We start from the raw sequence: 24286 nt of genomic DNA on the forward strand, positions 1-24286 counted from the left end.
AGTTTAATGAGGCAGACATGGATTTAATCAACTTTCGTGTTGGGCAAAAAACAATTTCTTTAAAGATATTAGATATATTGCTGACCGAGCGCTATGAAGGAAACCTAACCTCACTGCCAAATGGTAATCCTAGTTTTTTAGGGGTTAAAGATTACATGGGTTCACCAACGCCAATCTTTGACCTTGGTTTAATCTTGAACAACCAATCTTCCTCAGAGGTTAACCAAGCTCTAGTGCAATTACTTCATGACCGTGAACAAGATCACAAATCATGGTTATCCGCACTCGAACATAGCATTCATGAGGGCGTTGCATTCACAAAAGCAAGAGATCCTCGGCAATGTGAATTTGGTAAGTGGTTTTACAGCTTCAAGACTGACAATGAAGACTTAAAAGCTCTGCTAGCTAGATTTGAAGAACCACATACGAAGTTACACAACCTTTCTAGTACGTTACTAGATATGTGTGCAAAAGGCGAAAAAGAGCAAGCAGTAAAAATGCTCGAAAAAGAGCGAACAACAACATATCAAAAACTGATCCGATTATTTGAATCAGCCAGAGATCAAATAACACTGGATCATAAACCTATCATTGTTTTCACAACACTAGATGGACAAAAGCCACATATTGGTTTGCTGGTAGATCAAGTACAAGACAATATTCACTGTGATGAAAGTGAAATCAAACCGCTCAACGAGATCACTAATATTGGTTTTGATATCGACCCACAAACTAAGCAAATGATGAAGGGCTTAATCAAACGTGATGATACGCATAGTGTGTTGATTGACCCTAGCGCAATTTTCAGACCTGAACACCTACAAAATTATGAGCCAGAAGAAACAGAAAGCTATGGCTTATTCTAAGCACCTAACCGTTCAGGCTCACAAGGCCATACTTATTCAAATTTGTTTTTGATAGCGACAAAAAAACCGCTCAGTTGAGCGGTTTTTTTACATCTCGTAAAAGATTACTTCTTAGCTTCACGGCTCGCGCGCTTACGCTCGCTTTCAGTAAGTAGCTTCTTACGGATACGGATGCTTTCAGGTGTAACTTCTACTAGCTCGTCATCATCGATGAACTCAAGAGCTTGCTCTAGTGTCATAACGATTGGTGGCACAAGGTTTTGCGCTTCGTCAGTACCAGATGCACGTACGTTTGTAAGCTGCTTGCCTTTAAGCGCGTTTACAGTTAGGTCGTTATCACGCGCGTGAATACCGATGATCATACCTTCGTATACTTCAACACCATGACCGATGAATAGCTTACCACGGTCTTGAAGGTTGAATAGTGCGTTAGTCAGTGCTTTACCTGCCGCGTTTGCGATAAGTACACCGTTCTTACGTTGACCAATGTTACCGCCTTTATGTGGGCCGTAGTGATCGAACGTATGGTACATAAGACCAGAACCAGATGTTAGTGTCATGAAATCAGTTTGGAAACCGATTAGACCACGTGAAGGCATCATGAAGTCCATACGGATACGACCTTTGCCATCTGGTGCCATGTCAGTCATTTCTGCTTTACGAAGACCAAGTTGTTCCATGATAGAACCTTGGTGCTCTTCTTCAACGTCAACTGTTACTGTTTCGTACGGTTCTTCTAATTGACCATCTACTTCACGAAGGATTACTTCTGGACGAGATACTGCAAGCTCGTAACCTTCACGACGCATGTTTTCAATTAAGATACCTAAGTGAAGTTCACCACGACCTGAAACACGGAAGCTATCTGGGTTGTCTGTCTCTTCAACACGTAGTGCTACGTTGTGAACAAGCTCAGCTTGAAGACGCTCAAGGATATTACGTGAAGTTACGAATTTACCTTCTTGGCCAGAGAACGGAGACGTATTTACAGAGAACGTCATTGTTACTGTCGGCTCATCAACAGAAAGCGCAGGAAGTGCTTCAACAGCGTTTACATCACATACAGTATCAGAGATCTTAAGTTCGCCTAGACCAGTAATTGCAATGATGTCGCCTGCTTGCGCTTCTTGCGCTTCGTGACGGTCAAGACCTAAGTAAGTCAGTACTTGGCCAACTTTACCGTTGCGAGTAGAACCGTCAGCACCAACAATTGTTACTTGTTGGTTTACTTTAACAGTACCACGCTTGATACGACCAACACCGATTACACCGATGTATGAGTTGTAGTCTAGCTGTGAAATCTGCATTTGGAATGCGCCTGCAGGATCTGCATCTGGCTTTTCTACTTGCTCAACGATCGCTTCAAACATTGGTTGCATGTTGTCTGAAGGCTCGTCTAGGTCAAGCGTTGCCCAACCGTTAATTGCTGAAGCGTAGATAACTTGGAAATCAAGTTGTTCGTCAGTTGCACCTAAATTATCGAATAGGTCGAATACTTGGTCCATTACCCAATCAGGACGTGCGCCTGGCTTGTCGATTTTGTTGATAACAACGATTGGCTTAAGACCTAGTGCGAATGCTTTTTGCGTTACGAAACGCGTTTGCGGCATTGGACCTTCTTGCGCATCAACAAGTAGTAATACTGAGTCAACCATTGAAAGAACACGTTCTACTTCACCACCGAAGTCAGCGTGTCCCGGAGTATCTACGATGTTGATGTGGTAATCATTCCATTCAATCGCTGTGTTTTTAGCTAGGATTGTAATACCGCGTTCTTTCTCGATATCATTTGAATCCATTACACGTTCTTCATTACCGCCGCGTGTTTCTAACGTACCTGATTGCTCAAGTAGTTTATCAACTAGGGTTGTTTTACCGTGGTCAACGTGCGCGATAATCGCAATATTACGTAGTTTTTCAATGCTCATGTCTATAACTCAGATAATTACTCGAAAGAGTGGGTTAATCCTATACACAAAATTGTGTAAAACAGCCGCAAAAGTGACCGCTAGAATTTAAAAGGGGCGTATTATCCCCTAATAACGCCATAGATGAAAGTTTATGCAGCATTATTTTTTCAACTGACGTCACTATTCGACGAATAAAAGGTCAATTCAGTATAGGAGATCAAATTAAGTACGCCATCAAAGCAACTGCTCTAATACTGTAATCTCATCAAAATACCCGTAATAAATGTTATTTACATGACAAACCACTCACTCTGTGTGAATCGCATAAAGTGATAAGTTGTTGAGCTAAGCATTTTGCAAATAAAAACTGGGCAAAAAATCATCATGCACTATACTGTTGACGCACCATTACCGTGCATTTGCGGATCATATTGGTGCACCAGAAAGGTGCATTGCAAATCAAAATATACAAAAAACCTTTAAATTCATTTAGATAAAAAAATGGCACAATACCCGCTTATAGCTGCGCAGTAATAACGAAAGTTATAGCAAAATAACTAACCCAACGAGTTTTGGAGGACACACATGTCTCATACAGTTTTACAATTTATCAAGGAAAACGACGTTAAGTTTGTTGACCTACGTTTCACTGACACTAAAGGTAAAGAACAACACGTTTCTATTCCTCATCACCAAGCTGACGAAGATTTCTTTGAAGATGGTAAAATGTTTGATGGTTCTTCAATCGCTGGTTGGAAAGGCATCAACGAATCAGACATGGTGCTAATGCCAGATGCTGACTCTGCAAAGTTAGACCCATTTGCAGAAGAAACAACACTCATCGTACGTTGTGATGTTGTTGAGCCATCAACACTTCAAGGTTACGAGCGTGACCCACGTTCTGTTGCTAAACGCGCAGAAGAGTACATGCGTTCAACTGGTATTGCAGACACTGTGCTATTCGGTCCTGAGCCAGAGTTCTTCCTATTTGACGATGTTAAGTACAAAACTGACATGTCTGGTTCTATGTACAAAATTGATGCTCAAGAAGCATGTTGGAACTCTGACAAAGATTACGAAGGTGGTAACACGGGTCACCGTCCAGGCGTTAAAGGCGGTTACTTCCCAGTAGCACCTGTTGATTCTTCACAAGATTGGCGTTCTGCAACATGTTTAGTTCTAGAAGAGCTAGGCCAAGTTGTTGAAGCACACCACCACGAAGTAGCTACAGCGGGTCAAAACGAAATCGCGACTCGCTTCAATACAATGGTATTGAAGGCTGACGAAATTCAAGAAATGAAATACGTTATTCACAACATGGCGCACCTATATGGTAAAACGGCAACATTCATGCCTAAGCCAATTGTAGGCGATAACGGTTCAGGCATGCACTGTCACCAATCACTTGGTAAAGATGGCCAGAACATCTTCGCTGGTGACAAGTACGGCGGTCTTTCTGAAGAAGCACTATACTACATCGGTGGTATCATCAAGCACGCTAAAGCAATCAACGCATTCGCTAACGCGTCAACTAACTCTTACAAGCGTTTAGTACCTGGCTTCGAAGCACCGGTAATGCTTGCATACTCTGCACGTAACCGCTCTGCATCAATCCGTATTCCAGTTGTTCCTTCTGAGAAAGCACGTCGTATCGAAGTACGCTTCCCAGATCCAACAGCAAACCCTTACCTAGCGTTCTCGGCAATGCTTATGGCTGGTCTTGACGGTATCAAGAACAAGATCCACCCTGGCGATGCAATGGACAAAGATTTATATGACCTACCTGCTGAAGAGGCGGCTGAAATTCCAACAGTTGCAGCTTCACTAGAAGAAGCGCTTTCAGCACTTGATGCTGACCGTGAATTCCTTATTCAAGGTGGTGTATTCACTGATGACTTAATCGATGCTTACATCAAGCTTAAGTCACAAGAAGTGGAAAAACTGAACATGACGACTCACCCGGTTGAGTTCGAAATGTACTACAGCGTTTAATTGCTAATTTAAGCAGTTAAATTCTAAAAGACATGACGACTCATACTATAAGTGACGAGTTCGAAATGTGCTTCAGCGTGTAACTGACACGCACCTAAATCATATGTGTTCTCAAGCCCGCGAAAGCGGGCTTTTTTATGGTAAAGCGGTTCATAAACAACTAAAGTATTAATTGCGATGTGTGATAATAATTAGGGCAATGAAATGAAATGGACAATAAAAAGTTTATGTTTCCTATTAATGCTAACGGCATTACCTAATGAGGCAAAGATCTATCGCTGGAAAGACAAAAATGGTAATTGGGTATATTCCGATACGCCAAAAAAAGGGGCACAGCAAGTCAAGTTGAACAAGCCTTTGGTTATGCCCAGTATCAACACCGAACATTTAAACGCCAATAACACTAAAAAAACAATTTCATATCAAGCCAATATCACCTCACCGAGTCACGAGCAAACTATCCGTGAAAATACGGGAACCGTGTACGTAACTGGTCAAGTCATGCCCAGTTTTCAAAGAGGCTTCACTGTTCAGCTTTTCCATAACGGTACCGCGACTGGAGAAAGACAATCTTCAACCTCATTTGTTCTAAAAGCACTTTCTCGTGGCGAGCATAAAATACAAATGGCAGTTTTTAACCCCCAAGGTAAAAAAGTGGCGACGAGCCAAGAGAGCATATTTTTTCTACATAAAGCTCGAGTTGGCAACCGTTGATACCAACTTTAAGTGGGCGTATGATAAAACGCACCAAATTGGTGCATAACAATGAAAGCTGATCCACTATGGCACACTCTTTAACATCTTTTGCCGATGATGTTTGGCAAAATCTATCAACCTGCATCTTAGTCATTGACGATGCTTACACCATACAATTTGCCAATAATTCATGCAGTGAGTTATTTGGTTTAGGGTTAAAGCGATTACTAAAACAACCACTTCTAAGTATTTTTAATCATCACAATATAGACCTCGAAAAACTTTCTCAATATGTTCTAGAAGAGGGCGTTGATTGCCAACAACATAGAGTAGACGTGGTCTTCATAGACAACCGTTCTGCCACACTGAACATTTATAGCCGTAAAATAGTACACCAAGGCCAAGCTTATATTTTACTCGAATGTCGTAAAATTGATGATGAAGTAAAATTTGATCAAGCCTCAAAACAAATGCATCAATACCATGCAGCCCGCACTCTGATTCGAGGTCTTGCTCATGAAATAAAAAATCCACTCGGCGGAATTCGTGGAGCGGCGCAATTATTGCAGTATGAGACTTGCCAGCAAGAGCGTGAGCAATGTGCACAGCTTATAATCGAACAAGCTGATAGATTAACTGAATTGGTAGATAAGCTATTAGGACCTAATCAACTCCCTAATAAAACATCGTGTAATATCCACCAACTTTTAGAATCAGTAGTTAAACTATGTAGCTTTGAAAATGGTCATCACATTGGTTTAAAGAAAGATTATGATCCAAGTATTCCTGATGTGGTCATTGACCAATCGAAGATACAACAGGTCATTTTAAATATTGTTCGCAATGCACAGCAAGCGCTTAAACAAGGTGGAGAGATAACCTTAAAAACCCGGTTTAGACACCGTGTTCGTCAAGGGGATCATGTCGTAAAAAAAGCACTGCTTATCCAAATTAGCGACAATGGCCCGGGTATAGACGAGCAACTTAAAGACACCCTATTCTACCCAATGGTCACGAATAAGGAAGGTGGTTCAGGTCTGGGGCTCTCCATAGCACAAACACTGATTGAACAACATGGTGGCAGTATTGAATGTGATAGTTGGCCGGGTCATACCGAGTTCAATATATATTTGCCATTTACATCACAACCATCGGGGAATAACGAATGAAATCAGTCTGGTTAGTTGACGATGATGCATCAATTCGATTCGTTTTAGACAAAGCCTTATCTCGAGCAGGTTTTGCAGCAGAGAGCTTTACTAATGGCCAAGATGTATTGACTGCGCTGGAATATAGTCAGCCGGCAGTACTCGTGTCAGATGTTCGTATGCCAGGTATCGATGGTATGGCCCTACTTGAGCAAATTCATAGCCAACACCCGAACCTGCCTGTGATCATTATGACTGCACATTCAGACTTAGATTCGGCAGTGAATGCGTTTCAAAAAGGTGCATTTGAGTATCTTGCCAAGCCCTTCGATTTGAATGAAGCGACTAAATTGGTTGAGCGTGCTTATGAAACTCAGCAACAAAACCGCAAAACAAAAGCGCAACCCAACACACCTCAAAACAGCCCTGATATTATTGGTGAAGCACCAGCAATGCAGGAAGTGTTTCGTGCAATTGGTAAGCTTTCAGCATCAAGCATGAGTGTATTGATCAATGGGGAATCAGGCACAGGTAAAGAGCTCGTCGCTGGCGCATTACACAACCATAGCCCCCGTAAAGACAACACATTCATTGCATTAAACATGGCCGCTATCCCAAAAGATCTCGTCGAATCAGAATTGTTTGGCCATGAAAAAGGGGCATTCACCGGCGCTGATAGCATACGCCGCGGTCGCTTTGAGCAAGCCGATGGAGGCACCCTATTCCTAGATGAAATCGGTGATATGCCACTCGATGTACAAACCCGCTTGCTACGTGTACTGGCTGATGGTGAGTTTTACCGAGTCGGTGGACATCAAAGCATTAAAGTTGATGTGCGAATTATCGCGGCGACACACCAAGATCTTGAAACCTTAGTACAAAAAGGTAAATTCCGTGAAGATTTATTCCACCGCCTAAATGTAGTGCGTTTAAAGATACCCGCCCTGCGAGAACGTCCTGAAGATATCGAACGTTTAGCCGTACACTTTTTAGCAAAAAGCGCGAAAGAATTGCAAGTCGAAAGTAAAACACTTTCCGCTGAAGCGATTAAAACCATGCAGTTGTATCATTGGCCGGGAAATGTGCGTCAATTAGAAAATACCTGCCGCTGGTTAACTGTCATGGCACCTGGCGAACTAGTTGGTGATATCGACTTACCCGACGAGTTACAGCACACGCAAGTACAACCCGAAGCGCAAGGCGATTGGCTCGATGCCTTTCAAGTTTGGCTAAACCAAGAGCTTAAAAATGGCAAAGAGAATATTTGGCCAGCAGTACAAGCGCAACTTGAAACCCGCCTGATCAAAACCGCTTTAAATGCCTGCCACGGTCATAAACAAGATGCTGCACTTCGTATAGGTTGGGGCCGCAATACATTGACCCGAAAACTAAAAGAGCGCAATATTCAGGATAGTTAAAACTATTCTGAATATTATCTATGAAGTTACTAGAACATGTACCGCTGATTAAACAGCTAGAAATAATCAATCGCCTGCCTTTTTTTAGTGACTTCACCTTAGCTGAAAGACAAGTATTACTTGAATCCTTCAGTCATTTATATCTCGTTCAAAAAGACAAACATGCGTTCAGACGTTTCGAAAAAGATAACCGTTTGTTTATTATTCTAAGTGGTGAGCTCGCTATATTTAAAAAAGAAGAACTCAGTCAGCTCGGCAAGGTCGGTCCGGGTGAATTTATTGGCGAAGGCGCATTTATTTGTAAACGTGAACACAGTACCAATGCCAAAGCGCTAAGTGACAGTATTTTACTGACTATAACACCAGAAGCATTAACTCGCTTACCAAGTGTGATCAGAGAAAAAATTAAAGATAAAATAATTGAAGGAATGGGTCAGCGAATTGCAAAGCTAAATAGTTATATTGAGGAAAGTATGTAGGCGTATAACGCCTACATAGAACAAGTTAGTTTGCTAACAGCGCTTCAAACACACTGAATAATTTTTCTAGCTCTTCAATGGTGTTGTAGTGCATACAACCAATACGAACAACACCCCCTTTATCCATTACACCAAGCTGCTCACATAAGCCTTGCGCATAGAAGTTACCATCCCACACGCACATATGTTGCTTACCTAAGAACGCAGACACTTCACGCGGTGCTAAGCCTTCAAATGTTAAAGCAAAAGTTGGTGTACGCTCAGCAAGACGAGATTCATCTTCGATACCGTATAAACGGATCTGAGGAAAATCAGCAAGACGCTTTAAGAAGTACGCACTTAATGCCATTTCATGTTCTTTAGTATGAGCAAACGCCTGTGCTAAACGCTCACGACGTGGCGTGCTTTCTGGTAGGTCACTTAGACTAGCTATGTAGTCAATCGCGGCAATCAAACCCGCCAAACCTTCAAAGCTCTGAGTACCAGTTTCCCAACGACCTGGGATCACGTCTTTTGCTGGTTCTACTTTGTATGGCGTAAAACTTTCTAAATGTTCACGCTTACCATAAACAATCCCTACGTGTGGGCCAAAGAACTTGTAAGCCGAGCAAGCTAAGAAATCACAATTAAGAGCTTGTACATCGATAAGCTCATGAGGCGCGTAGTGAACCGCATCTACATACACCAATGCACCAACTTGGTGCGCAAGTTCAACGATCTGTTTAATATCGTTAATAGAACCCGTGGTGTTCGACGCATAAGTCACTGCAACTAGCTTAGTCTTGTCATTTAACAATGACTTGTAGTGTGCTAAATCTAGAGTGCAATCCGCTTCATTGATTTTTACAGCATGTACAAGTGCGCCTTTATCTTCAGCAGCCTGACGCCAAGAAGACACATTTGAGAAGTGATCGGCATTGGTCACAATCACCTCATCACCCGCTTGCCAGTCACGTGATATCGCACGGCTAAAGCTAAATGTTAGACTCGTCATGTTCGCGCCAAACACGATTTGCTCTTTGCTAGGCGCATTTAATAAATCAGCAACTGCTTGACGCGCATTGTCCATTAAACTGACAGTTTTATCGCTTGAGAAGAATGCACCACCTAAATTTGAGTTGTAGTAACCCAAATAAGCCGACATCGCACTCAACACTGACTGAGGTACTTGCGAGCCACCCGGACCATCAAGGAAAATAGGAGATTGACCACTCACCTGCTGCATAAGTGCAGGGAACTGACGACGCAATTTTTGTAGTTCCATCCTAGCCTCTTACGCTGTAAACACGAAGCAATCTAAATAACCAACTTCATCGGCATTTAGTTTATTCATCGGTGTGGCGTTGTGCCAAACTTCACGGTCATTCACAAGTGCAAACAAACCGTCTTTGATTTCCATCTTGAAGCAAGGCTCAGCTTCTTTGTGCTCGTATACCAGCAGCTCACCGCCTGCGATATTTTCATGAGAGACGCCACATACACATACATGATCAAAACCATCTTGGTGAACACCTTCTGGTGCCGGTGGTGTGTCGCTTTCAATCGCTAACATTCTGAACTGATGAACTTCGATGTCACGGCTCTCTTCAATGCCTGTCATCGCTCTGAATTCAGTCAGTAAATGTTTAAATGCATCGCTGTTAATTAAATCGGTTTCTAAATTCTCATAAACGCGCTCAATATTACCCTGAAAGTTGTTAATTGAGTCGTCTTGAACAAACGCTTTAGTTGGCTGAAGGCTTACTTCATTATCAACAAACTTCAATACCGAATAACGACGTTTACGGAAAGCACCGTCTGCATATGGGTTATCAGGTAGATGATCAAAGAATGGTTTTACACCTTCAATATGAGGCTGTTGAATAAAACGTAATTGAAGCAAATTCTGGTTGTTTACTGCTGTCATGTTGCTCTCGTTTATGATTATAGAATTGGCGCAGATCTTAATCTATTTCGAGCAGTTAATTGATTTAAATTACACACACAAACATCAATAATTACATTGATAATGCATTTTAGGAATTTATAAGGCTAAATTTTCTAATTTTAAAAAGGCTGAAAATTTTGCAATTAAACTGGTCGGTCCAGAATAAAAATAGCTCAGTTAAAGCGATAAGCGATAAGCGATAAGCGATAAGCGATAAGCGATAAGCGATAAGCGATAAGCGATAAGCGATAAGCGATAAGCGATAAGCGATAAGCGATAAGCGATAAGCGATAAGCGATAAGCGATAAGCGATAAGCGATAAGCGATAAGCGATAAGCGATAAGCGATAAGCGATAAGCGATAAGCGAAATTAATAATTAATCACCTTATAAGGCAATTAAGAATTAATATAGAAGATCCCGACAAAACAGACGAAAGTTAAAAATTATATTTGAGTTAAAAACTAATCTAATAAGGGGGTTGGTAAAAATATTTTTAAGGTAAGGAAATTGGTTGCGGGAGCCGGATTTGAACCGACGACCTTTGTGAATAATAAGAGAGAGTCCGACGAAACAGACGAAAGTTAAAAATTATTTTTGAGTTAAAAACTAATCTAATAAGGGGATTTGATAAAAAGATTTTTAAGGTAAGAAAGTTGGTTGCGGGAGCCGGATTTGAACCGACGACCTTCGGGTTATGAGCCCGACGAGCTACCAGGCTGCTCCATCCCGCGTCAGATGGTTTGCATAAGCAAACGAGCCCTAGAATTTTGAATTCACTCTAGAAGAATTGGTTGCGGGAGCCGGATTTGAACCGACGACCTTCGGGTTATGAGCCCGACGAGCTACCAGGCTGCTCCATCCCGCGTCCGAATGGTTTGCATAAGCAAACAAGCCTTAGAGGTTTTAATTCTCTCTAAAAGAATTGGTTGCGGGAGCCGGATTTGAACCGACGACCTTCGGGTTATGAGCCCGACGAGCTACCAGGCTGCTCCATCCCGCGCCTGTAACATTAAAATAAATTGAATTATTTTAATGAGTTTTGAAAGGTCTCCCTTTCAAGAGGTCGCTATAATAATGGATTAAATTTTTATTGCAAGGCATAAAACACGAAATCGCGTTCAAATGGATAAAAATAAAACAAAAGTCTAGCAAAGTACCGAAAAAGCTAGCATTACCAGCTAGCTTTTTAACATTTACTCAACAATACGCTGGTGAGGCGTGATCAGCTTTTGGAATTGCCAATCTGGGTGACCCATAACGATAAAATCTGGATTTTCTGTGGTTTCGCGCTGATTATAAGTTAAAGGGTTAAACTCAGAATCAGTGATACAGCCACCGGCTTCTTCTACAATTACTTGTGAAGCGCCTGTATCCCACTCGCCTGTTGGGCCAATTCTTAAAAAACAATCGGCTTTGCCTTCAGCGATAATGCACGCCTTGAGTGAGCATGAGCCAAGCGCAACGGTATCAAATTGACTATTCAAATACTGGCTAACTGCTTCGAGTTTTTGCCTGCGGCTCACCGCCAAAGTTAAGTTATCTGGTGAGGCAACGCTAATTTGCTGCTGTGCTTCACCTACTCGCTTAAATGCACCGAAGCCTGCATAAGCAAAGTATGTAGTATTTTTAGCAGGCCAGAAAATCACCCCAAGCACAGGTTTGTTGTTTTCTATTAATGCAATATTTACCGCAAAATCACCACTTTGCAGAATAAACTCGCCAGTGCCATCCATAGGATCAAGTAACCAATAACGCTGCCACTCACGGCGTTTTTCAAGGGCAGGAATAGGCGTTTCTTCAGACATAATAGGAATATCAGGCGCTATAGCTTGTAAACCTGCCACCAGTACCTCGTTTGAGGCTAAGTCAGCTTTGGTGACCGGTGTGTGGTCAGACTTTTCTTGCTGACCTATGTCATCTTGTTTATAGATATCCATAATCGCTTGCCCTGCTTTTTGGGCAAGCGCAATACACGGCTCTAATAATGACTGCATATGCTACTCCTTTTCTGCTAGAAAGGTTTGTAACAGCATAAGCGCTGCTACACTTCGAGCTTCAGTAAAGTCTTCTTGCTCAAGCAAAGACTGCCATTCCTCTAATGGCCATTTTACAACCACCAGCGGCTCAGGTTCATCACCTTCTAAACTTTCTTGGTAGAGATTTTGCGCAACCAAAATGTGCATGCGAGCATTAAAATAACTTGGTGCCAGTGACAATGTTTTTAACTCATCAAACTGCTCAGCGCCCATACCTACTTCTTCTTTTAGCTCGCGGTTGCCTGCTTGCTTTGCGGTTTCCCCAGGGTCAATTAAGCCTTTAGGAAAGCCAAGCTGGTAGTTATGCGTGCCCGCGCAATATTCTCTGACTAATAAAAGTTCGTTGTCAGCAGTGATTGGCACCACCATCACAGCACCTCGACCACCGCCTCGAATTCGTTCATATTGGCGCTGCTCACCATTTGAAAAGGTCAAATCTAGGGATTCAACGGTAAAGAGTTTACTTTTGGCCACTACATCGCAGTGGATAATTTCAGGTGGGTTTGGATGCTTTTTCTGTGACATAGGCGTTTATTTGCTAATATGGCAGTTAACTTAATCATAAAGCCTTTAACGACAAATGCCTATGTTAAATTGGTCAAAAATCGATACCGTTTTATTAGATATGGACGGCACCCTGCTCGATCTGCATTTTGATAACCATTTTTGGTTAAATGTGATCCCCGAACAGCTCGCAAAAAAACACAATATCAGTGTCGCAAAAGCTTTTGCTGATATAGAAAAGCGCTACCAAGCTGTAGAAGGAAAAATACAGTGGTACTGCTTAGATTATTGGCAAAAAGAACTCGATCTCCCCATTATGGAACTTAAACGAGAGATACAGCACCTGATCACTGTACGTGATGATGTACCAGAGTTTTTAAAAGCGTTAAAAGCAGCAGGAAAAGAGTTAATTCTACTCACCAATGCACACCCTGATAGCTTAAGCTTAAAAGTAGAGCGCACTCAGTTTGATCAATACCTCGATAAGCTGATTTCAACCCATGAGTATGGTGTGAGTAAAGAATGTCAAAGTTTATGGCAGCAAGTTCAAGCTGATTTAGGTTTTGATAAAAGTAAAACTTTATTCGTCGATGACAGTTTAAGCGTATTAGCTTCAGCTAAACAATTTGGCATTGAGCACTTATTAGCTGTTGCTAACCCAGATAGCAAACAGCCAGTGAAAGACATCACTGGCTATTTATCAATTACTGACTATCGCACTTTATTGCCGATAGCTTAACTCAAATATCATGCAGGGTAGCGTGCTTGAAGCCCTGCATAAACTTGCTTAGCAAAATCAGCATGCTCAGTGTCTAGGCTTTTCACAACTTCAACCAGATGCTCATTGTCTTCTTGACCATTCCATACTTTGATATAAGAGCCATCTTTATAACCGTGATCTTGACGGAAGAAGTTCAGCGTATTCTTGCCCACATAACCACGATATAAATCATCAATGCTCATGCCGATTTGCTGCATACAACCAGCAAATGCTTGCGCGTTGAAAGACTTATCAGCCACTGCGCTCGCAGCTAGTTGCTCAAGTGTTTGTTTAAAGTCTTCAGCAAGTTGCGGCTCGCTTAATTCTTTTTCAAGCTCAGTTGCTAGCTGCTCATAGCTTTTAACGCCATCAATTCGTAGCGATAAGCCGAAGTGGAAAATATCCACCAGCTCTAAAATCACTTGCTCAGTATCTGGTGTTTGCTTTTTCCACCACTTCCAACCGTAGTGATCTAGCATTTCAGCACACTCAACCCAAATAGCGCGATACCATTCAAACCCCTGGTTAAACCATTGCTCATGAACCTTAGTGTTCATGGCGTTTTGCATTTCTAGCATAACGACTAGTTTTGTTGTGTTCGCAGACATGGTGCGCTTCCTAATTTCGTTTTTTAATTAATGACTATAATACCCAACAGAGTTATCTGTTCTCAAGTCGATTGTAATCGAACACCCCATATTCGATGCCCTTGTACTGCTTAGCCACCTCATGCAACAGATCACTATATTGCCAAAATTGCGGATGACTTCGACGTATTGCGAATTGCTGTTTTAGAGCTCTGTAGTCGGCCTCACTTTGCATGCTATGCATATTTTCAACAAAGCTATGAACATGCTCCGAATTAGGTAAATACCATATGGCAGCAGGGTAATCTCCTATAAACCCAGGAACTAGGGTCGCAGTATCTTCATCGTAAGCACGCTGACCTTCTTCATTCAATAAACTCGAAATATTGTAGTGCGCGTTATGATGAATAAGCGTATACGCTTTATGCTGCTCGCCGTGCTTGACTAAAATAAATGACACTTGAGGCAGTAAGTTAATGGCTTTGCTCGGTAACGCATTGAGTTTTGCCAATGGCTTAGATACCAAGTTATAGGCATAGCGCTCACTTAAGATAGGCTGCAAATGCTGTTTAAACTTAGTGTATAGCTCGAGCTTAGGCTCAGCGGTGGTAAATTGCATCCCCGTCGGGGCAGCTAGGGTGGTTTTACGATTAATAAACTCACTTAAACTTAAATGCGATTTACGGTACCAGTGATTTTTGACTTTTTGCCTTTCATCTTGCGGCAGCAAATTAATAAAGTTCTGTTCGCCCTCAAGACGTAAAAAGTCCATATATAAACGAGTAATCAACTGATGTCCGACATTGCCATACACATCAAACCCTGCCACCAGCAAATAATGAATACGTTCAAACAGAGCATAATCTAATAACCACATCGTTTTTGGTGGTTGGCCAACAAAGCCCTTTACCACTGTTGCACTGTCGAAGTGGCGAAATACAGTGAGTGCTGCATTACGGTTATGTCCATCACCTTGCCAAATTAAATCTGTGGTTAAATTACTGCCATCGGCAAATACTTGATTCGCTAATTTAGTTTTGGCATTTAAGTACTCATGTTGGCGAGTTGCATATTTTGCCCAACTCGAAAGTGGTAAAGCATTGCTTTGTTCGGCTGCGGGTAATGCTAATTCATCATTATGATTTAACAAAAACTCACTGATTTTCGGTGAACTGTTTTTGTCAGGATCCACAAAGGCGACCCAAAAATGATCGTTAATCACATTCAATGCAATTTGCCCGCGGCAAACCGGCCCTTTGATAAAGCCACTAATAATCAAATGCGCTTCATCTAACATAAACTGATATTTAGACTTAACAGGTAACTGCGCAAAACTCTTAAAGGGATTCGAAGCTACCTCAGGCGCATAACCTGGTAAACTCGAAACCACATAATCCGCATCAATAAACTGTGCTTTTAAACGCGCTAACTTTTGCGGGTTGATTGCCAACGGCATATGGGTTTTCGACAAAACTGTGCCGCGCTGATGTTGAAAACGGTAATATACGCGCTCAACGTTTGGCTCATCAAAAGGTCGGCGTGTCGCGATAATTTCAATTGCCTGCCCCGGTGGTGTTTTAGAGCGTACTAATTTAAAAAAGCTCGGCGAGTCTGATTTATTGGCTTCATTAAAGTAAATATTCGCCAAATACCAATGCTCGTATATATAACGCGCTGACAAACGCGTCTTGAGATTATCTTGGTTTAGAAACGCTTCCCAGATTTCAATTTGTGCAAGCTCCGTTAAGGTCGGCGGCGCAATCTGAGCCATTTTAGCACCGCTTTTTAACCAATCGTGTAATACAGCAAATTCACTTTGCTCTAACGCTGGTAAACCATAAGGCATGCCCGCATGAGGCTGCTTTTGGGCATAACTGTCAAACTCTTCGATGCTCGGGCAAGTGGCCGTTCTGTCTAGGCTAAAATCAAATTCATCACCAAGCACTTGCTGTGCAGGTAATTCAGCATTTTGTTTTAATAATAATGAACGATACATCACAGAGGCTGCTAAATTTGCATCTGCACTTTGCTGATGCTCGTTAAGCACCGCGGTAAAACCTTTGTCGCGCCATTGTTGTGTAGATGTGGCATCTATCAGTAAACGTGACGGCGTTTGCGCCAACAAACGAGTACCGTCATAAACAGGCTCTTTACTCAAGCCTCGGTCAATGCCTTCTGGAGAGGAGAGCTTCAGCTGACATGGTGCATCATAACAACCATGGCATACCACACAGCGCTGCTCAATAATCGGCTTTACGTCATTCAGATATTGTGTCGCATGAGGCGTGTTTGCAACAACTTCGCGCTGCTGTGTTTGTGCTGGTCCAAACAAGGTTTCGTAGTGGTTGGCAGCAAGTGCAACACAACCACTTAGAAAAAGTAGGCAAGTAAGTACAAATCCTTTTTTAAAAGGCATTAGGCCTCCTCGTCTTCATCGCCTAGGTCAAATGTCGGCATCATCTCAACTGGGGGAGAAATAAAGACTTGCTCACCACTACTGACGACGGCACTTAAGACAGGGCCTCGGTTAAGTAGTAACTGAGCTTGATGTGCTTCGCTAATTACAGGTTTAAAATCAGAATTATCTGCAAATAGCTGGTAGGTTTCTAAATTAATACTAATGCTTTGATCTTCTGCTGGGTTTTGGCACAGATTGGCAAGTAAGATTTCGTCTAAGATCACACTCAAAGTTAGGTCAGAGGCTTCTAAGTCGCGCTGCTCAATGTACTCATCGAGTAAAAAAAGCGGCAGTGTAAGTGGTGTGTTTTGTTCTAATTCCATGATAATTGTTCAGGATAAGTGATCATTGCCACAAGTTTAGCAAACCTAACCTGAACACGCGACGAACAGAGAGCAAAGCCTGCTATCTGTTCGTAATCTATATGCTTCGTTTTACCAAGGTAAAATGTCACCGTTTGAGTGCCAGAAACTACCTGTATTGCCTAAGTTCAGCTCTTCGATGCGTTGTATTAATCGCTCTGCAGCAACTTGAGGTGAGATATCACCGGCGAAGTTAACCATCTGAGTTTGTACAAAGCCCGGATGTAATAAAGCAACTGCCACACCTTTAGGTTTTAGTTCGTGCGCTAAACTGACACCGGCTGCATTGAGTGCTGCCTTTGACATACGGTAACCAATGTAAGCACCTGAGCCATTATCAGCGATTGAGCCCATACGACTGGTGATCATCGCTACTTTACTGCCATTGCTTAAGTTAGTTTGCAAAGCGTGTGTGACTCGTACTGGCGCTACCGCATTGATCTGAAGTTGGGCATTGATGGCCTCAAAGTCCATATTGGCGAGGCTTTCGTTTTCAAAAATACCCGCGTTGTTAATCAACACATCAATAGCTGTACCGCTAAGCGCTGATGCTAATCGAGCAACATCATCACCTTGGCTTACGTCAATACCTTCGATGACGTTAACCGATAATTCTTCTAGTTCAGCTGATGGCTTACGAACAACTGCGGTTACTTCAAAACCTTGCGCTAAATACTGCTTTGCGAACTCAAGGCCGATACCGCGATTTGCCCCAGTAATCACCACATGTTTTGTCATTGTATTCTCCTAGCATCTTCTAATGCTTACTGAACTTGGGGCAAATACCTTTAATATCAAGCATCCAAATCAATATCGTCATTACAAGACTGCATAATTGAGAATACTGCACCTTGCGGATCTGTGATAACGGCAAAACGCCCGATATTTGGAATATCAGTAGGTGGAACGCAAACTTGCCCGCCTAAAGACGCCGCTTTTTCAGACATCGCATCACAATCAGCCACCGCAAAATAGATCATCCAATGGGGTGGTATGCCCTCCCACTCTTCGGTCATTTCGAGCATGCCAGCAACAGGCCCTTGTTCATTACAAAACAAGGTATAATCCATTTGCTCCATTTTTTCGACTTGGATGTGCCAACCTAATAACTCACTATAAAACTGTCCAATTTTCTCATTGCCTCGACAAGCAAGTTCATGCCAATAAGGCGTGTTTTTCTCTAAGACTCTCTGTGTACCAATATGTTCATTAGCTTGCCAAAATGCCACAAACGCGCCGTCAGGGTCGCTGATCATCACCATACGACCTGCACTCATCACATCACAAGGACCATGAATAACAGTAGCACCTAATCCCTTTGCTTTATCGGCGATAGCATCAACATCATTTACGGCAATATAACCTAACCAATGACTGGGAATATTCGCCTCTTTTTGCTCAGGCATCATTTGATACATGGCCGCGATATCATCTGCTTGCTTCTTTAGCATAGTGTAATAACAATCTTCTCCGATTGGCTGATCGTCAAACTGCCAATCAAAGAGTTGCGTATAGAATTGTTTTCCACCCGCCCAATCTGATGAACATAGTTCTGCCCAACAAAAAGCTGAAATTGGTGATGAAGTGACTTTGGCCATAGTTAGTTCCTTGTTGTTGTTTGCATTAATTAGTTAGTTGAATAAAGCTTAATTAGCAAGTGGAAGCAATAAAAAAGCCCGTATTTAGCCTTGTAAATACTTCACTTAGAGGTGAGTATGGTGCGCCAATCTTACCAATCCGCAACAACATTCAATCATTTTGAGGGATAAAACCTGATGATAGCTGCGTTAAAGTAGACCACTTAGATAAGCAGGTTGGTATGACAATTTTGGAACTTAAAATACAGGAAAGAAAAAAGCCAGCAATCGCTGGCTTTTAGTATCTATGAATTTAGTTGTTATCTAGCGTTTTACTTTTACACGCTTAACCGAAATAAGTTTTGCTTCAACGCGTCGGTTTTGTGCATGAGCTTCTTCAGTGTTTGCTGCATTTTTTAAACGCTCTTCACCATAGCCTATCGCACTCACTCGACTTGCATCGATACCTTCTTCAATTAATTGCTTTGCAACTGCGTCAGCACGCTTTTGCGAAAGCCATTTGTTATATTTCGCCTTTCCTACTGAAGAAGTATGCCCTTCTAGACGAACTGTTGTCTCAGGGAATTCATTTAAGAATTTCACTACAGCATCAATATCACGCAAATACTGCTGAGAGACAGCTGAATTATTATTTGGGAAACGAACTAATAAACTCACTGTCACTTCTTCATCTTTATAAAGCGTACAACCACTTGCATCTACTGCATCTGTCATTGGCGTATTAGCACAGCGGTCTTCAGCATCAATGATGCCATCTTTGTCGGCATCTTTAGGTGCTTGCACAACAGGCTTAGGCTCTGGTTTTGAAATAGGAGCTGGAGCCGGTGCAGCCTTAACAGGTTTAGATGCTGTAGCACCAAACGCATAGTTAATACCCAACTTTGCACCTACATCGGTGTAGCCACGATCAAGGCCTTGATAAAGTGCTGTTTCAGCATTTACAAATAAATTGTCTGTTAAATCGTGGCGATAGCCTGCACCCACATTAGCAAATGTATTTGATGTGAAAGCATCGATTGATTTAAGACCAAACAACGCATAGAAAGGGCCACCATCAAAGTGATAAAGTCCATCAACACCAAAACGATCGCCGCTTAAAGAACCTGTTCTTGAGCCTGACAAATCAAAATCCATATCAGCATACTCTAAACGTGCACTCCAATAGTCGTTAAAACGATATCCCAGCTCAGCACCCCATGACATTGAGTCGTCAACATTCACACCAGGTACATCACGCATTTGTTGCCACTTAGCTTTGTAATAGTCGCCAAATACACCAAGGTATACACCTTCCTTTTGCTCTTTAGCATTTACTGCTGATGTAGCTAGAATAGCTACTGCAAGGCTTAGCACTTTTAATTTCATTGTCATTCCCCATTTATAATCAAAATAAGTAACTGAATCTGTCACTTGTGTGTGATTATAGTAGAAGAACGAAACTTAATCTTCACTTAATACTTTAATATTAAATTGTTCATTTAACATTCACATTATAATTGATGAGAAAATAAGGTTTGATATAAACCTTCTTTACTTATCAGTGCTTTATGCTCACCAAATGCTGAAACCTCTCCATCATCTAATACATAGATCAAATCGGCTTGAGAAATAGCACTCAGTCTATGTGCAATAATTAAAGTGGTCCTATTTTCTAAAAACTGAGCTAAATTGTGATGAATTTTTGCTTCAGTTTCTATATCTAATGCTGATGTTGCTTCATCAAGAATTACCACTTTTGGATCTGCTAACACCATTCTAGCAATTGCTAGGCGCTGTTTTTGACCACCAGACAGGCGAACGCCATTTCGACCAATTAAAGCATCTAGTTGCTCATCTAGTTTTTCGATGGTTGCAGTTAACTCAGCAATAGCCAGAGCTTGCCATAATTGCTCATCAGTAAACTGACCGCCCATTGATAAGTTTTCTCTCACTGACGCATTAAGCATAACCGGCTGTTGTAATACAGTCGCGACATGCTCTCTGACTTGCGGGTAGCCAACCTGCTCAATTTGTTTATCATCAATAAAAATGCTACCAGATTGCTTCTCATATAAACCGAGTAACAGTTGCACTAACGTTGATTTACCACCACCTGAAACAGCGACAACCGCAACTTTCTTACCTGCTGGAATGTGCATGGAAACATTTTTGAGCACCGGCTGCTCGCTGTGATAACCAAAGTTAACCTGCTCAAAACGAATATCTACTTGCGGATTTTTAAATGCTTGAACACTTGAGGTAGTTGCCGGTCTCTCCGTTTCAAAGGCAAAGACTTGGTTCAGTCGCTGTAATGCAGCGGATGCTCCATAGTAGGCATATTGCATACCCAATAGCTCTTGCACTGGCCCCATCATAAACCAAAGGTAACCAAACACCGCGAAAATTTGCCCAACAGTCAAATCAGCGAACACCACCATGAGCATCGCGATGGCTCTAAATACCTCAAAACCCAATAAGAAAATAGTAAAACTGAGACGACTAACCGCATCTGTTTTCCATTGAGATTGAACAGAATAATGCTTTAGATCTTTTGCTGTCGCTTTAACTTGCTCAAAATATTTACCTTCACGACGGATTGCTTTTAACTGGGCAATCGCATCTAAAGTTTCTACCAGTGAAGATTGAAAGGCCTCAAATGCGCCATTTTCTTTTTTCTTAAGATCTTTTACCCGCTTTCCAAACTGTCTTGAGAAATAAATAACAGCTGGGTTCAAGAGTAGAATAATGGCTCCTAATGTTAGGTCTATCCAAAGCAAAATCACTGCAGTGCCTATGATAGTTAACAAGCTAATTAGAAACCGTGACAAGGTTTGACTAATAAAATTATCGAGAGTTTCGACATCAGTAATACAGCGAGAACTGATCGCGCCACCACCTTGCGTTTCATATTCCTTGAGTTGTACTAATGGCAAATGATTTAACAACAAGCTGCGAACTTGAAAGCTGATGTCTTTTCCAATAATCGTAAACTGTCGAGATTGTAAAACGCCTAATACCAATGCCGATAATCGCATCAGCACAACACTCAGTAAGACAAAGAGAATATAACCAACTGCATTGTGAGCAGAATCGGGCAAAAGTGTATTCATAAACTCAATGGCTGCCCCTGGCTTTTCAAGTAGTACTTCATCTACTAATAAGGGCATCATTAAAGGTATAGGCACACTAACCAATGCAGCCAGCAGTGCGATGATATGAGCATAAGTAAGCGACTTACGGTGTGCAAGGACACTCTGTTTGATTGTTTGCCAAGTTAGCGGCTCGCCGGAATGTATTTGCATTATGTACCACAGAAAGTTTGGTAGGTTTCAGGTTTTGTATGACACGCTGTAAATGCTTGATCATATTCTTGATAGTTATATGGGTTATTTAATAGTGGCAGCCACTTTTCAAGCAGAGGGCTGTGTCCAATATCATAAAACTCTTCTATTACTTTTTCGACTAATTCATTACGAGGAACAATAGCTGGGTTTGCCTTGGACATTAAAGCTCCCACCTCGACTGCATCAAACACTGATATCCGTTTTTTCCACTTAGCTAACCATTCATTCAATTCAGCAGGGAGCGTAAACAGTGCTTCTTTGTTTATTACCAATGAAGTCAAAGCAGCAAAAGTATTGGTGTAGTCTAGTTGATGATTCTTCATTAACACCAACAATTCCGAGAGTAGTTCGCTATCTGAATCACGCCAATCTGGTAACCCTAATTTCTGTGCCCACATCGTATGATAAGCTTCGTTAAAAGAATTTGAAAAATCACTGAGCACACCAGTCAGCTTTTCGAGCGCTTGTTCTTCATCAACCGCCATAATTAACATCAGAGACTCTGCTAAACGTGCGCAATTCCAATGGGCAATATTTGGTTGCTGACCAAATGCATAGCGGCCTTGCTTATCTATAGAGCTGAATACAGCATTGAAGTCGAAAGCCTCAAGCATAGCGCACGGCCCAAAATCGATGGTCTCGCCAGACACCAAGCAATTATCGGTATTCATTACACCGTGGATAAAGCCCACTCTTAACCAATCAGTAATCAATGAGATTTGGTTGTTACAAACATGCTTTAAGAAATCACATACTCTATCATCACCTTCTGATTTAATTTGTGGGTAATGCCGCTTAATCGCAAGTTCTAATAAGCGCTCCATACCCGCTTTATCTTGCTGTAATGCTAAATACTGAAAAGAACCCACTCGAATATGGCTAGATGCTACCCGACAAACTACCGCACCTGGCACATAGCCTTGCCTATAAACATCGTTACCTGTTGTGATTACAGACAAACATTCTGTTGTTTTAACCCTTAATGACTTAATAGCTTGGCTCATCACAAACTCTCGAACTGCCGGACCAAGCGCACAAAGACCATCACCACCACGAGAAAATGGTGTTGCCCCAGAGCCTTTTAACTGTAAGTCAAAAGGGCTATTACTCTGAGTAGTTCCTAGGTAATGCGCTCTACCATCACCAAGTGTTGGATTGAAATGACCAAACTGATGACCTGAATAGGCTAATGCAGATGCAGGAATGCCCTCAATGCTTCTTGAGCCAGAGAGATAAGAAAGCACTTCTTCTTCTGTCCAATTTAGCTCTAGCCTTTCAAATAGATCTTCATTAAATAAAACAAGTTGAGGTGAACTTGGTTGAGCCATAGGATAATCAACAGCAAAGCCTTCTGTAATTTCAGCATAATCATTTTGCATTATTCATTACCTTCTACATTCACGTAATTATCACCAACACTATAAGCAATAAGCTGGCTCAGTGCAGTTAAAGACCAACCACTTTCTTCTACTAGTTTATTAAAAAAAGACTGGATTGCAGTAAGAGATTTTTTTGTTTGCAAACCACCATCAATGATTTTATGTGCTCTGAGGTAAGACTCTACATCTCGTGACAAAATGAAAGTATCTTTGCCCATAGCTCGTAATGCGTAAGGTCCTGTATTGCCGCCTAACCGTGCACCCTGTTTCTTTAGTTCTGCCCAAAGGCTAATAATGTTATCTTCAGGCCAGTCAGCGATAAACTTAGCAAATGAGCCGTGTTTTTGTGCTATTTCATAGATCATGTAGCAATTATGTGGAATCGTCTGTACTTTTTTAAAATTGCGGATAATACGCTCATCCTGTGACTTTTCTTCTAGTTGCTCAGGCGACATCATCAATAACGCATCAATATTAAACTGCCAAAACACCTCTTTAAAACCGGGCCACTTTGCGTTGATCACTGACCAATAAAAGCCACTTTGGAATACTTTCTTGGTAAACGCCTCGAGCCAAAGCGAATCAGAGTGTGACAACAACTCTTGCTTCGTCAGAGGGGTTGATATCAACAACCTCAAATTTTGCTCACCTAATTTTCTTTCACATGCTCTTTGATAAATCTCTTTGAAGGATTCCAAACCAATACCTGTCAATTAATTAAAACATTTAATACGCTAAGGATCTCTAATGTGTTTAATGATAAAGGAATTAAGTGCAAATAGGTGCAGTTAAGTGCGAAAGGTTTATGACAAGCGCGTAGCGCTTACATTCTTTTCGTGCA

The 24286-nt window shown here is 41.7% G+C and carries 21 protein-coding genes and 3 tRNA genes; 7 read left to right on the top strand and 17 right to left on the bottom strand.

Annotation, left to right across the window (positions count from 1 at the left end):
- Window positions 1-17: 17 nt before the first annotated feature.
- Window positions 18-866 (top strand): CZB domain-containing protein, encoded by an 849-nt coding sequence (locus PP2015_RS15690; protein WP_058031199.1) that lies wholly within the window; start codon window positions 18-20, stop codon window positions 864-866.
- 104 nt (window positions 867-970) lie between these two features.
- Here PP2015_RS15690 and typA read toward each other — a convergent pair whose 3' ends face one another.
- Window positions 971-2794 (bottom strand): translational GTPase TypA, encoded by a 1824-nt coding sequence (gene typA, locus PP2015_RS15695; RefSeq protein ID WP_058031200.1) that lies wholly within the window; start codon window positions 2792-2794, stop codon window positions 971-973.
- Window positions 2795-3361: 567 nt separating this feature from the next.
- Between typA and glnA the strand changes: the two genes are divergently transcribed.
- From glnA to PP2015_RS15720, 5 genes are all read left to right on the top strand, one after another.
- Window positions 3362-4768 carry a glutamate--ammonia ligase gene (glnA, locus tag PP2015_RS15700; RefSeq protein WP_058031201.1) on the top strand — a complete coding sequence of 469 codons (1407 nt, stop codon included), beginning with the start codon at window positions 3362-3364 and terminating at the stop codon, window positions 4766-4768.
- Window positions 4769-4972: 204 nt separating this feature from the next.
- Window positions 4973-5482, top strand: a complete 510-nt coding sequence (locus PP2015_RS15705; RefSeq protein ID WP_058031202.1) for a DUF4124 domain-containing protein — start codon at window positions 4973-4975, stop codon at window positions 5480-5482.
- 68 nt (window positions 5483-5550) lie between these two features.
- A complete protein-coding gene (gene glnL / locus PP2015_RS15710) occupies window positions 5551-6633 on the top strand; it encodes a nitrogen regulation protein NR(II) (RefSeq protein ID WP_058031203.1) in 1083 nt (360 codons plus the stop codon).
- Window positions 6630-8030, top strand: a complete 1401-nt coding sequence (gene ntrC / locus PP2015_RS15715) for a nitrogen regulation protein NR(I) (protein ID WP_058031204.1) — start codon at window positions 6630-6632, stop codon at window positions 8028-8030. Before glnL ends, ntrC begins: the two co-directional genes overlap by 4 nt.
- A 20-nt stretch (window positions 8031-8050) precedes the next feature.
- Window positions 8051-8509 (top strand): cyclic nucleotide-binding domain-containing protein, encoded by a 459-nt coding sequence (locus PP2015_RS15720; protein WP_058031205.1) that lies wholly within the window; start codon window positions 8051-8053, stop codon window positions 8507-8509.
- 25 nt (window positions 8510-8534) lie between these two features.
- Here PP2015_RS15720 and PP2015_RS15725 read toward each other — a convergent pair whose 3' ends face one another.
- The 7 genes from PP2015_RS15725 to nudE form a co-directional block, all read right to left on the bottom strand.
- The gene (locus tag PP2015_RS15725; protein ID WP_058031206.1) at window positions 8535-9773 is read right to left on the bottom strand and encodes a cysteine desulfurase-like protein; all 1239 of its coding nucleotides are present in this window, start codon (window positions 9771-9773) and stop codon (window positions 8535-8537) included.
- A gap of 9 nt (window positions 9774-9782) precedes the next feature.
- On the bottom strand, window positions 9783-10415 hold the full coding sequence (locus tag PP2015_RS15730) for a 2OG-Fe dioxygenase family protein (protein WP_058031207.1): 633 nt from the start codon (window positions 10413-10415) through the stop codon (window positions 9783-9785).
- 677 nt (window positions 10416-11092) lie between these two features.
- Window positions 11093-11169, bottom strand: a tRNA-Met gene (locus tag PP2015_RS15735).
- A 57-nt stretch (window positions 11170-11226) separates the two neighbouring features.
- Window positions 11227-11303, bottom strand: a tRNA-Met gene (locus PP2015_RS15740).
- A gap of 58 nt (window positions 11304-11361) precedes the next feature.
- Window positions 11362-11438 (bottom strand) — tRNA-Met (locus PP2015_RS15745).
- A 193-nt stretch (window positions 11439-11631) separates the two neighbouring features.
- Window positions 11632-12432 (bottom strand): 3'(2'),5'-bisphosphate nucleotidase CysQ, encoded by an 801-nt coding sequence (gene cysQ / locus PP2015_RS15750; protein ID WP_058031208.1) that lies wholly within the window; start codon window positions 12430-12432, stop codon window positions 11632-11634.
- A 3-nt stretch (window positions 12433-12435) separates the two neighbouring features.
- A complete protein-coding gene (gene nudE / locus PP2015_RS15755; RefSeq protein WP_058031209.1) occupies window positions 12436-12999 on the bottom strand; it encodes an ADP compounds hydrolase NudE in 564 nt (187 codons plus the stop codon).
- A gap of 61 nt (window positions 13000-13060) precedes the next feature.
- Between nudE and yrfG the strand changes: the two genes are divergently transcribed.
- Complete coding sequence (gene yrfG / locus PP2015_RS15760; protein WP_058031673.1) at window positions 13061-13717, top strand: GMP/IMP nucleotidase; 657 nt, start codon at window positions 13061-13063, stop codon at window positions 13715-13717.
- A gap of 8 nt (window positions 13718-13725) precedes the next feature.
- Here the strand turns inward: yrfG and PP2015_RS15765 are convergent, their stop codons facing one another.
- The 9 genes from PP2015_RS15765 to PP2015_RS15805 form a co-directional block, all read right to left on the bottom strand.
- Window positions 13726-14346, bottom strand: coding sequence for a dUTP diphosphatase (locus tag PP2015_RS15765; protein WP_058031210.1), 621 nt, complete (start codon window positions 14344-14346; stop codon window positions 13726-13728).
- A gap of 52 nt (window positions 14347-14398) precedes the next feature.
- The gene (locus PP2015_RS15770; protein WP_058031211.1) at window positions 14399-16741 is read right to left on the bottom strand and encodes a fatty acid cis/trans isomerase; all 2343 of its coding nucleotides are present in this window, start codon (window positions 16739-16741) and stop codon (window positions 14399-14401) included.
- On the bottom strand, window positions 16741-17106 hold the full coding sequence (locus tag PP2015_RS15775; RefSeq protein ID WP_058031212.1) for a hypothetical protein: 366 nt from the start codon (window positions 17104-17106) through the stop codon (window positions 16741-16743). The genes PP2015_RS15770 and PP2015_RS15775 overlap by 1 nt, the downstream gene beginning before the upstream one ends.
- Before the next feature lie 111 nt (window positions 17107-17217).
- The gene (locus PP2015_RS15780; protein ID WP_058031213.1) at window positions 17218-17883 is read right to left on the bottom strand and encodes an SDR family oxidoreductase; all 666 of its coding nucleotides are present in this window, start codon (window positions 17881-17883) and stop codon (window positions 17218-17220) included.
- 56 nt (window positions 17884-17939) lie between these two features.
- On the bottom strand, window positions 17940-18743 hold the full coding sequence (locus tag PP2015_RS15785; protein WP_058031214.1) for a VOC family protein: 804 nt from the start codon (window positions 18741-18743) through the stop codon (window positions 17940-17942).
- A gap of 303 nt (window positions 18744-19046) precedes the next feature.
- Window positions 19047-20108, bottom strand: coding sequence for an OmpA family protein (locus tag PP2015_RS15790; protein WP_058031215.1), 1062 nt, complete (start codon window positions 20106-20108; stop codon window positions 19047-19049).
- A 125-nt stretch (window positions 20109-20233) separates the two neighbouring features.
- Window positions 20234-22024: an ABC transporter ATP-binding protein gene (locus PP2015_RS15795; protein ID WP_058031216.1), complete on the bottom strand. Its 1791-nt coding sequence runs from the start codon at window positions 22022-22024 to the stop codon at window positions 20234-20236.
- Window positions 22024-23445 carry a protein adenylyltransferase SelO gene (locus PP2015_RS15800; RefSeq protein WP_058031217.1) on the bottom strand — a complete coding sequence of 474 codons (1422 nt, stop codon included), beginning with the start codon at window positions 23443-23445 and terminating at the stop codon, window positions 22024-22026. Before PP2015_RS15800 ends, PP2015_RS15795 begins: the two co-directional genes overlap by 1 nt.
- Window positions 23445-24143: a DNA-3-methyladenine glycosylase I gene (locus PP2015_RS15805; protein WP_058031674.1), complete on the bottom strand. Its 699-nt coding sequence runs from the start codon at window positions 24141-24143 to the stop codon at window positions 23445-23447. Before PP2015_RS15805 ends, PP2015_RS15800 begins: the two co-directional genes overlap by 1 nt.
- Window positions 24144-24286: the final 143 nt, after the last annotated feature.

Origin of the sequence: Pseudoalteromonas phenolica (assembly GCF_001444405.1) — a bacterium.
GTDB lineage: Bacteria > Pseudomonadota > Gammaproteobacteria > Enterobacterales > Alteromonadaceae > Pseudoalteromonas > Pseudoalteromonas phenolica.

What these genes read in the sequence shown, in the direction of transcription:
- PP2015_RS15785 (WP_058031214.1), bottom strand. Translation starts at nt 18,743, where the DNA reads ATGGCCAAAGTCACTTCATCACCAATTTCAGCTTTTTGTTGGGCAGAA.
- cysQ (WP_058031208.1), bottom strand. Translation starts at nt 12,432, where the DNA reads ATGCAGTCATTATTAGAGCCGTGTATTGCGCTTGCCCAAAAAGCAGGG.
- PP2015_RS15705 (WP_058031202.1), top strand. Translation starts at nt 4,973, where the DNA reads ATGAAATGGACAATAAAAAGTTTATGTTTCCTATTAATGCTAACGGCA.
- PP2015_RS15690 (WP_058031199.1), top strand. Translation starts at nt 18, where the DNA reads ATGGATTTAATCAACTTTCGTGTTGGGCAAAAAACAATTTCTTTAAAG.
- PP2015_RS15790 (WP_058031215.1), bottom strand. Translation starts at nt 20,108, where the DNA reads ATGAAATTAAAAGTGCTAAGCCTTGCAGTAGCTATTCTAGCTACATCA.
- PP2015_RS15780 (WP_058031213.1), bottom strand. Translation starts at nt 17,883, where the DNA reads ATGACAAAACATGTGGTGATTACTGGGGCAAATCGCGGTATCGGCCTT.
- PP2015_RS15720 (WP_058031205.1), top strand. Translation starts at nt 8,051, where the DNA reads ATGAAGTTACTAGAACATGTACCGCTGATTAAACAGCTAGAAATAATC.
- PP2015_RS15795 (WP_058031216.1), bottom strand. Translation starts at nt 22,024, where the DNA reads ATGCAAATACATTCCGGCGAGCCGCTAACTTGGCAAACAATCAAACAG.
- nudE (WP_058031209.1), bottom strand. Translation starts at nt 12,999, where the DNA reads ATGTCACAGAAAAAGCATCCAAACCCACCTGAAATTATCCACTGCGAT.
- PP2015_RS15725 (WP_058031206.1), bottom strand. Translation starts at nt 9,773, where the DNA reads ATGGAACTACAAAAATTGCGTCGTCAGTTCCCTGCACTTATGCAGCAG.
- typA (WP_058031200.1), bottom strand. Translation starts at nt 2,794, where the DNA reads ATGAGCATTGAAAAACTACGTAATATTGCGATTATCGCGCACGTTGAC.
- glnL (WP_058031203.1), top strand. Translation starts at nt 5,551, where the DNA reads ATGGCACACTCTTTAACATCTTTTGCCGATGATGTTTGGCAAAATCTA.
- glnA (WP_058031201.1), top strand. Translation starts at nt 3,362, where the DNA reads ATGTCTCATACAGTTTTACAATTTATCAAGGAAAACGACGTTAAGTTT.
- PP2015_RS15765 (WP_058031210.1), bottom strand. Translation starts at nt 14,346, where the DNA reads ATGTCTGCGAACACAACAAAACTAGTCGTTATGCTAGAAATGCAAAAC.
- PP2015_RS15800 (WP_058031217.1), bottom strand. Translation starts at nt 23,445, where the DNA reads ATGCAAAATGATTATGCTGAAATTACAGAAGGCTTTGCTGTTGATTAT.
- PP2015_RS15775 (WP_058031212.1), bottom strand. Translation starts at nt 17,106, where the DNA reads ATGGAATTAGAACAAAACACACCACTTACACTGCCGCTTTTTTTACTC.
- PP2015_RS15730 (WP_058031207.1), bottom strand. Translation starts at nt 10,415, where the DNA reads ATGACAGCAGTAAACAACCAGAATTTGCTTCAATTACGTTTTATTCAA.
- yrfG (WP_058031673.1), top strand. Translation starts at nt 13,061, where the DNA reads ATGTTAAATTGGTCAAAAATCGATACCGTTTTATTAGATATGGACGGC.
- PP2015_RS15770 (WP_058031211.1), bottom strand. Translation starts at nt 16,741, where the DNA reads ATGCCTTTTAAAAAAGGATTTGTACTTACTTGCCTACTTTTTCTAAGT.
- ntrC (WP_058031204.1), top strand. Translation starts at nt 6,630, where the DNA reads ATGAAATCAGTCTGGTTAGTTGACGATGATGCATCAATTCGATTCGTT.